9 protein-coding genes are annotated in these 9,473 nt (G+C 37.5%); 4 read left to right on the top strand and 5 right to left on the bottom strand.

Going from position 1 to position 9,473, the window contains the following annotated elements; all coding sequences use genetic code 11:
- Positions 1-193 precede the first annotated feature (193 nt).
- From MW688_RS17495 to MW688_RS17480, 4 genes are all read right to left on the bottom strand, one after another.
- Complete coding sequence (locus MW688_RS17495) at positions 194-1,732, bottom strand: FAD-dependent oxidoreductase (protein WP_486737300.1); 1,539 nt, start codon at positions 1,730-1,732, stop codon at positions 194-196.
- A gap of 79 nt (positions 1,733-1,811) precedes the next feature.
- Entirely contained in the window at positions 1,812-2,276 is a 465-nt protein-coding gene (locus MW688_RS17490; protein WP_486737299.1) for a chemotaxis protein CheW, read from the bottom strand.
- A gap of 16 nt (positions 2,277-2,292) precedes the next feature.
- Positions 2,293-3,435: a response regulator gene (locus MW688_RS17485; RefSeq protein ID WP_486737298.1), complete on the bottom strand. Its 1,143-nt coding sequence runs from the start codon at positions 3,433-3,435 to the stop codon at positions 2,293-2,295.
- Positions 3,436-3,632: 197 nt separating this feature from the next.
- Positions 3,633-4,223 (bottom strand): CpcT/CpeT family chromophore lyase, encoded by a 591-nt coding sequence (locus tag MW688_RS17480; RefSeq protein ID WP_486737297.1) that lies wholly within the window; start codon positions 4,221-4,223, stop codon positions 3,633-3,635.
- A 74-nt stretch (positions 4,224-4,297) separates the two neighbouring features.
- Here MW688_RS17480 and psb29 point away from each other — a divergent pair, with 74 nt between their 5' ends.
- On the top strand, positions 4,298-5,017 hold the full coding sequence (gene psb29 / locus MW688_RS17475) for a photosystem II biogenesis protein Psp29 (protein WP_486737296.1): 720 nt from the start codon (positions 4,298-4,300) through the stop codon (positions 5,015-5,017).
- Positions 5,018-5,170: 153 nt separating this feature from the next.
- Positions 5,171-5,833, top strand: a complete 663-nt coding sequence (gene hxpB, locus MW688_RS17470) for a hexitol phosphatase HxpB (protein ID WP_486737295.1) — start codon at positions 5,171-5,173, stop codon at positions 5,831-5,833.
- 77 nt (positions 5,834-5,910) lie between these two features.
- Here hxpB and MW688_RS17465 read toward each other — a convergent pair whose 3' ends face one another.
- Positions 5,911-6,549: a peroxiredoxin gene (locus MW688_RS17465; RefSeq protein WP_486737294.1), complete on the bottom strand. Its 639-nt coding sequence runs from the start codon at positions 6,547-6,549 to the stop codon at positions 5,911-5,913.
- Positions 6,550-6,883: 334 nt separating this feature from the next.
- Here MW688_RS17465 and psbU point away from each other — a divergent pair, with 334 nt between their 5' ends.
- Both psbU and nadB read left to right on the top strand, forming a co-directional pair.
- Positions 6,884-7,306, top strand: coding sequence for a photosystem II complex extrinsic protein PsbU (psbU, locus tag MW688_RS17460; RefSeq protein WP_486737293.1), 423 nt, complete (start codon positions 6,884-6,886; stop codon positions 7,304-7,306).
- Between the two features lie 123 nt (positions 7,307-7,429).
- Positions 7,430-9,070, top strand: a complete 1,641-nt coding sequence (gene nadB, locus MW688_RS17455) for an L-aspartate oxidase (RefSeq protein WP_486737292.1) — start codon at positions 7,430-7,432, stop codon at positions 9,068-9,070.
- The last annotated feature ends 403 nt before the right edge of the window (positions 9,071-9,473 follow it).

The following is a 9,473-nucleotide window of genomic DNA, read 5'->3' as shown; positions in this document are numbered from 1 at the left end:
CTGGGGATGGGCGCAAGCCGGGGAATGGGCGCAAGCCTGGGGATGGGCGCAAGCCGGGGAATGGGCGCAAGCCTGGGGATGGGCGCAAGCCGGGGAATGGGCGCAAGCCTGGGGATGGGCGCAAGCCGGGGTATGGGCGCAAGCCTTGCGCCCCTACTACAACTTTTTTTAACAATCTTCATTCGCGCATTCTTCATTCTAAATCTTGTCCGGCGCCATACTTCCAGGCATCTAACTGACGATGGTAATAATATTGTTGCTTTTTACCGAGGTAGGTAGCCACAGGTGCTAAACTTTTACCCAGAGGATAAAAGGCCGTGTATAAAGCTAAATTGAGATAGTGTTGACTCCAGTTAAGGAGAGTGGGTATACCGACTTGGGGAATAATGGGTAAAACTAAACTGGGATTAACTCGGGGTAAAGTTTTAGATAAAGGCCCAAATTGGATCACATCCTGTAAAAATGGTTTCATCACATCTTCTCCCAGGTTATCCATGGCTTGAAAAACTCCACCCAGAAGTTGATTAATTTGCTGTTTGGATATTTCTTGTTCTACTCCCACACTCATGGTACGTTGGAAAAGCCAAGTTACGCCAATATTAGGCTGATAAGGCTGTAACCAAGCTAAATCTTGCTTATCTAAGGCATCAACGTCTAAGGCTTCATTAATGCCATTACTAAGGCGTTTAAGATGTCTAATCATGGCGCCAAAGCCACCAAAACTGACGGGGGATTGTCCGCCGCTACTATCTCCCACAGCTAAAATGCGATTCCAAGAACTTTTGAGAGGACTATTTTGATAAGAAGGAAAAAAGCCAGAAAGAAAACGCAAAAATTTTAACTGGGATAAATCTACTTGTTGATAGGATGGTAATAGTTTCAGATATTCTTCCATGAGAAATTCTAAACTAAAGCGCTGGGGATGAGCATCTAAATAGGTAAATAAATAAGTAGTACGTCCATCTCTAGCGGGAAAAGCTTCCCAAAAGTATTGACATTGATGCTGAATTGGTGTGGTTGAGACAATCAAATCTCCAGTTTTATTTTCAGGATAACCAGTGGCACAACTACCTACCACAAGGCAAACTCCCTGGGGTTTTTCTCCCTGTCTCGCCTGCATAGTAATGGGGGAAAAATGCCCCATAGCATCAATTAGTAACCTGGTTTTGAGAGTATGTTCTCCCGCCACTACCGCCACTCCATCTTGATAAACTGTAGCGCTGGAATAGGGGGTATTTTCTAGTAATGTTCCCCCTAACTGTAGAAATTTTTTCTTGAGAGTGTCTAGAAGAAATACAGGATCTACACCAATGTTGAGAACATCTTCTACCCAAACTTCTTGACAGGAGTAGAAACTAATCCGCGCTGGATTATATTCCGTGGCGATCGCCTGTTCTAGTTGTGCCTCGGTTAGTAAATTCAACTCTGTCAACACTGCTAATTCTTGGCGGGAGATATTCCATTCCTGGATTCTGCCTTTGAGTATTCCCCTTTCGATTACCAATACACGCTTTCCCAAGGCTTGTAAAGCTGGGGCTAGTAAAATCCCCAAAGTGCCCCCACTAATTACAATATCCCAGTCTAATTCTCCTAATTTTTCCTGTTTCTCTTTTATAGTTTCTGGAGAGGGTATATTACCTTCTTTTAGCTGTGTCCATTTTTGATCAATTTTTCGGAGTAAGGCTAGATCATCTCCTGGTGTCATAGATAGGATGGTGTCAACTAAACTCATAAATCATTTTTTGCTTAACTTTTCTTAACAGTTTAACAACTGCTGAGGTGTGGGCTAAAGTTTACTTCTTACTTCTTACTCACGACAAAAAAGCCTGACCCTCTAAAACTAAAAACATTGAGTTAGATGGTTCAAAAAAACAACCTCTCAAGTAGGGAAGGATTTTTGGAGAAACTGTTGCTACTGGGGATATAATTAACTCAGGTAAAATTTTGATCATTCCATTTATTTTTTCTACCCCTAGTCCCAGGGATTTTTTCCCCATACTAATAATGATTACGTTGCAGGTTTGCTTCTCTAAATTTAGTGGAGTTAGATTGAACTTCGCCGCTAAATCTATTAGCCATACTGCTTTACTCCGTTGATTTAGCAATCCCAGTACATAAGGTTCCATATTAGGAATAGGAGTTATTTTTTCTATTTCTGTAACTATAACTTCCTGAATTTGATTCATAGGTAAAATCGCCTTAGTTAAAGAGTCTATTTGTAGATTTAAGTAAGATTCTTTTTCTTTTTGAGAAGGTAGAGAAGTTTCTGAACTCATCACTCATTATTATTGCTTAATATATATACTTCTTGACCATTTCCTGCAAAGTCTTTTCCTCAAAAGGCTTAGTTAAATAGTCTGTAGCGCCATTGAGTCTAGCTTTAGCACGATCTACTAAAGTATTTCTTCCTGTGACCATAATTACTGGAATTCCTTTGAGTTGAGAATGATTGCGAATAAACTTACAAATGCTATAACCATCTAAATCAGGCATTCCTACATCTAAGAGAATTAAATCCGGTTTTAAACTAATTATTTCACTTAAGGCTTTTGGTGACTCACTAATTGTATAAATTTTAGCATTAATATCTTTGAGATAATATTTAATTGTTTCCAGCATTGAAGAACTATCATCAAGACAAAATATTTTCTTAGATTTAACAGAAGATAGAGATTCATTACCGGTGATCAAGTTTGGTAATTGGTCAAAAGGATGACTAGATTTAGTTAATTTAACTAACCCTCGATTCACCAAAGGATAAATACGCTTAGCAATAGTTAAGTCATCTTGGCATAATCTAGAGCCTAATTGCTTAAAATTATATCCTACTAAAATTTTTCCATACTTTTCCCGTGTTTTGGTTGTTAAGTCGTGATATTGATCATTTTGAGGTAATAAATATGGTGATTGATATGGTGATTCAATTTCAGGGCTGAGCGATCGCCAAGTTGACACTCTTTCTGAGACTTTTTTAACTAATTCACCAGTATGAAAACGAATAATTTCCTTAGATTCTGAAACATAATCAGTAAAGGTACAACTAGCTTGATTTAACATCAGCAGAGACTCTAATGACTCTTGAATTAGGCGAAAAGTTAAGCTATAAATTTCTTGAGATTTTAAAACCTTCTGTTTACTTAACCAAACTAAAGCTTTATATTCTGGATTATATTGGCGATTATCGATATTTTTTTGGACTAGTGAAGTTATCTTGTCTATATTACTCCTAGTTAGGTTAAGATTCTGCTTAGAAAAAAAATTCAGATGTCTAGCAAATTTTTCATCTGGTATTAATCCTGGAGTTGCGTAAATAATTGTTCCTTGTAAAAGATATATAGACCACCTTACAGATTGCCAGTAAAAATTCAAAATTCCTGTTGATTTATTCAAGGCATATTCTTGAATTGCTGTAGTAATAGATACATTTTCCTTCATAGTTCGGAGCTTTCATTATGCCATATTATAAATGTGCTGTGATTCGGATAATATTACTCAACTTAGTTATAATGGAATTATATCAAGATTTCAAATAAAATTAGTAAGCTGTGGAGTGCATCTAGATTGAACTATGATTTAGAAGAAAACTGGCTGTATCGGGTTTACGGTGTAAACTCAATACAGCCATTATACGGCTAAAAAGTAAATTGTTGTAACTTATGAAAACGATAGGGACCTAAGATAGCACCCCAAATAGCTTTTTTAGTTTGAGGATCAATACCTTTATCATAAGTTTGCAACTGTTTTTCCTCAACTTCAAATCCTAGAGAAACTTGGTAAGTTACAGATTGATACTCAAAACTACAAATTTGACCAGCTTGAGGCATAGCCCGAAAACGATAACGAGTAGAATCAAGAGAATCAGAGGTAACAAACAAAGTACAATTAGGTAAAAAAATTAAGTCATCACTAGTCAATTTTTGCAATAATTCTGGTTGGGTACCACCACCGCAAAATTTGGTGATATCTTTAAAAGCATAATGCTCTACACACAAATGAGGATTAGCTCTCAATCGTAACAAGCGAGGACGATAGGGTTGTGATAAATTAACAATATTAGCTTGTTCAGCGAAAAGGGCATAACTATCAGTCCAAAGATGTTTAACAGGTCGCAACCATAGGCGCAAATGTACATACCAGGCAGGTTGAGCGAGGGATTGGGAGCGATTATCGAACTCTCCCGCTAAATAATTAGCTAAGGTAGTTAAAGTGAAAGATAAATTCATAACTCTTGGCAAATTGACCATAAAGGTAGACAATAGAGAATAAAGTTATTATTTAGATTAAGTCTAATTTGTTTGTGGAAAAAGTTCGCACTGTTTCAGATACTAAAAGAGATTTCTATTCTCTGCATCAGCGTCCTATCAATTCTATCTATCGGCGAGTTGTAGAAGAATTAATAGTAGAATTACACCTACTGTCTGTTAATCAGAATTTTAAACCAGACCCCTTTTATTACTTGGGTGTTGTGAGCTCTTTTGAGCGTTTCATGCAAGGCTACCGTCCTGAAGCAGACAAAGCTTCAATTTTTGAGGCTTTGTGTAAATCAGTAGGAGGTGATGCACAGCAATATCATCATCAAGCCGAGATAGCTTTAGATTTAGCTCAAAGCTTAAATAGTGTTGATGACTTACTAGCATGGTTCAAATCACCAACACCTACGGAAAATCAACAGGTTTTAGCTGATTCATTAAAAGCAATTATTGATAACAACCAATTTAAATATAATCGTCTATTCGCCGTCGGTTTATACACTATGATTGGAGAAATTCAGGTAGAACCCTTGCAAAACCAAGAAAGTCGCCAGAAAATTATCGATGAATTAGCTTCTATATTTCCGGTATCAGCAGAAAAAATACAAAAAGATTTTGATTTGTACCAGTCTAATTTAGAAAAAATGCGTCAGATGCTTTTAGTAGTTGAAGACGCTTTAGAAGCGGAGCGCAAAAAACGTGAAAAAAAATCATTGGAGTTAGCACAAAACAAAGATGAATCAGCTTCTGAATCACAATCAACCTAAATACCAGAATCAGAATCATAAATCATCAACTATTAACCATCAATTAAGAAATCGGCTTTTCTCAACAGAAAATAGAGGGATAAACTACGTTTGACGGGTAATTACTGGGATTTTTGAGTATTAGATGATTAGACAAAGTAGATAAATTCTAAAATGATTAAAGCAGTAATTTTTGATATGGATGGCCTATTGATTGATTCTGAGCCTTTTTGGCAACAGGCAGAAATTGAGATGTTCAAACAAGTCAATATCCCTCTTAACCATAAACTCTGTAGACAAACAACAGGTTTAAGAATCGACGAAGTAGTTAATTATTGGTATAACAAGTTTCCTTGGAAAACTCTACCAAAATCTAAACTAGTTGAAGATATTACCACTAGAGTTATTGAGTTGATATCTGAACAAGGAGAAGCGAAACCAGGAGTTTATGAAATAATTGAATTTTTTAAAACTAAGAATCTAAAAATTGCTTTAGCATCTTCTTCTAGTTACCCCATCATTGAAGTAGTACTTAAAAAATTGGGTATTAGAACAATTTTTACCAAAATTTATTCTGCTAGTGAAGAACCCTACGGTAAACCTCATCCAGGTGTTTATTTAACTACTGCCCAAAGTTTAGAAGTTGTACCCCAAGATTGTCTAGTTTTAGAAGATTCTTTGAATGGAGTTATTGCCGCTAAAGCAGCTCAAATGAAATGTGTCGCTGTTCCCGAATTATTTCCAGATTATAATCCTAAATATATTATTGCTGATTTAGTGATTAAGTCCTTATCAGAAATCGAGGGAAATATCTGGCAAAGATTAAATCAAATATAAATCAAAGGTCATTCTTTCCCTGGATTTAAAATCCGGGGAACGAGTGACCAGAGTAATTTCATAACCAGATGGGAGTATTACTTGTTAGGCTGAGGAGTCATCCGTAGATATGGCTTAACCTCTTGATAACCTTTAGGGAATTTTTCTTTAAGCACTTCAGGATCTTTTAAAGAAGGTACAATTACACAATCATCTCCATCTTGCCAATTAGCAGGAGTAGCAACTTGATGATTATCAGTTAACTGTAAAGAATCAATAACTCTTAAGATTTCAGCAAAGTTACGTCCTGTACTAGCAGGATAGGTAATAGTTAAGCGTAGTTTTTTGTTAGGATCAATGATAAATACAGAACGTACAGTGAGAGTATTATCAGCCCGGGGATGAATCATACCATAGAGATTAGAAACTTTACGGTCTGAATCAGCTAAAATAGGATAATTGAGAGTAGCATTTTGAGTTTCTTCAATGTCCTTAGTCCATCCTAAATGAGATTCTACGTCATCCACACTCAAAGCTATAACTTTTACATTGCGTTGATCAAACTCTGACTTTAAATTAGCTACAGTTCCTAATTCTGTTGTGCAAACAGGAGTATAATCAGCAGGATGGGAAAATAAGACTACCCAACTATCTCCTATCCAATCATGGAAAGAAATTTCTCCTTGGGTAGAAGCCTGTGTAAAATCTGGAACTATATCACCGAGTTGAAGAGACATATAAATAACTCCTAGTGTGTAAATAATTGGCAAAGTTTTTGTATCTTGATAAAACCCAACTAATTTCTAAAACTTATGGGTTGGTTTTACTCATGTTAAAAACTACTAAGCTGAGTAAAAGTACTTAGTATAGACCTAGTTGATTTAAGGCTAACTAGTGAAAGATATTAAGTTGGATTGAGTAGATTGACAGCAAAAGTTCAACATGACATCTCCAAATATATCATAAATAAGAACAGAAAAAAGAGATAAAATATGTAAAACGTAACTGTACGGTATTTTGATATTATTTTAATAGTTAATAGTGCATTTAAATTCAGGAGACTTGAGGTTAATGAAAAAAATAGTATTAACTTTATTAGGGATAGTGATGTGTTGGGGTTGTTTAGGATATGGGGTAGAATCCCAGTTAGAATCAACAGGGAGTTGGTGGGATAACTCAGTGTTAGCGGCAGAAGTTAAAAATCCCAATCTAAACCCGGCTGATAAAGTATTGGGAACAGAATATGGGCAAAAAATAGATTTAAATAACGCTAATGTGCGTCTATTTAGGCAATATAGAGGTTATTACCCAACTCTAGCCGCTAAAATTGTGAATAATGCCCCATATCAAAAAGTAGAAGACGTACTAGAAATACCAAATCTATCAGAACGTCAGAAAAAATTGTTGCAAGAACATTTAGATGATTTTGCAGTAACACCTAAGGCAGATGTGTTCAACGAAGGGGGAGATCGCTATAATCCCGGCATCTACTAAGATAATCTAGTTTTCGTTCCCTGGATGGAAAATCTAGGGCGCGGAAATAACCTCATCGGCGGCGTGATTAGTTAACAAAGCTAACTCAAATAAACTGATTTGGGTAGGCAAAACCAAAAAAAAATGAAGAAGATTAACCATAAATATGATGTGGTAGTAATCGGCTCAGGGGCTGCTGGTTTATACGCAGCCCTTTGTTTACCAAAAGGGCTAAAGATAGCGCTGATTACTAAAAATACTCTAAAAACAGGCGCAAGCGATTGGGCACAGGGAGGCATAGCAGCAGCAATAGCTCCCACAGACTCGCCAAAATTACACAGGGAAGATACCTTACAAGCAGGAGTGGGTTTATGCGATCGCACATCAGTAGAATTTCTGGTAAATAAGGCGGCAGAGGCGATCGCCAATTTAGTAGAATTAGGGGTAGCCTTTGACCGCAAAGGGGAAAATTTAGCTCTAACCTTAGAAGCGGCTCACTCTCAACCGCGAGTTTTACACGCGGCAGATACCACAGGAAAAGCCATAGTAGCTACTTTAACAGAACAAGTACTAGCTAAAAGCAATATTGAAGTATTCCCCCAAGCCTTTGCTCTCAACTTAGATATCAGTGAAGAAACAAAGCGCTGCCAAGGGTTAACACTTCTCTACCAACAGCAAATAATGACCATCAAAGCAGGTGCAGTGATTCTAGCTACAGGAGGAGGAGGACAAGTTTTTGCTCAAACCACCAATCCCCAAGTTAGCACAGGAGATGGGGTAGCCTTAGCCTGGCGTGCTGGTGCTAGAGTTAGAGATTTAGAATTTATTCAATTTCATCCCACAGCTTTAAACCTTCCCGGCGCACCCCGTTTTCTCATCAGTGAAGCAGTAAGAGGAGAAGGCGCTCACCTAATTGATAAAAAGGGAGATCGTTTTGCCTTTGAATATCACAGTGCAGGAGAATTAGCCCCAAGAGACGTAGTTAGTAGAGCAATATTTAGCCACTTACAAAAACATAGTGAAGATCCTGCCCACGAAAGTGTATATTTAGATTTAAGTTTCATTACCCCAGAAAAAATACGTCATCGCTTTCCCAATATTATAAATGTATGCAAGCATTGGGGTATTGATATTTTTACAGAATTAATTCCCGTAACACCAGCCGCTCACTATTGGATGGGGGGCGTAGCTGTAGATACAATGAGTTGTACTTCTATTCCTGGTCTTTATGCCGTAGGAGAAACAGCCAGCACGGGAGTTCATGGTGCTAACCGTCTCGCCAGTAATTCCCTGCTGGAGTGCTTAGTATTTGCTGGTCAACTATCTCAACTAACCACAATACCTCCAACAGATACTAAGGAAACAACCAGAGAAACAGAAGTTACCGAAGACTTTACCGAGAGTATATCTCAAGTAGCCGCCATTAGAGAAAATTTACCGATTCTGATGTGGCAAAGTGCTGGAATTTGTCGTGAAAGTAGTAGTATAAATAAGGCGATCTCCTCTGTAGAGTCATGGCGAGAGCAATTGCGCTCTCATCAACTCTCTCAATATCTAGGGAATTTAGACTCATCATCTATTATCACCTTCAAATCTCCCCAAGCTGAAGCAAATCTGCGTCTTTTTACTGAAACCTATAACCTTTTAGATATCGCCTATTTAATCCTCAAAAGTGCGGCTTTTCGCACTGAAAGCCGGGGTGGGCATTACCGCCTAGACTATCCAGAAACTAATCCTGATTGGCAAAAGCACACCTTAATTGACGGATATCACTGGCATCTTTAGGAAAGTATACACCATCTTCCGCAAGTCAAATAGTATGATGAGCTCACATCTTCCACACTTGTGAATACGAGATTATTAACGGTGCGTTACACTGCGTTAACGCACCCTACGAACTGGAAGAGAATGCAATTTTGAGCAGGTTTTCTCTCGCGGAAAAACTTCATTTCTCTTTCGTTTAAGAAAAGCATCAGGAGAACAAAAATACTGAATATGTCTTTTTGGTAAACCAATTTTTAAGGGCGATCGCATTAATTCTTTAACTCATTACTTAAAGACGTAAAGACTTCAAGACTCATTCTCATTACTTCAAAACTCCTTACTCCTTACTCCTTACTCCTTACTCAACCACAACCAGTAACATTTGGGTTTTGATGCTTTGGTGTGAACCTCGCGAAGGGCGTAA

It is taken from the genome of Johannesbaptistia floridana (assembly GCF_057440575.1).
The sequence above is the reverse complement of the archived record's forward strand: the minus strand, read 5'-3'. Positions and strand labels throughout refer to the sequence as shown.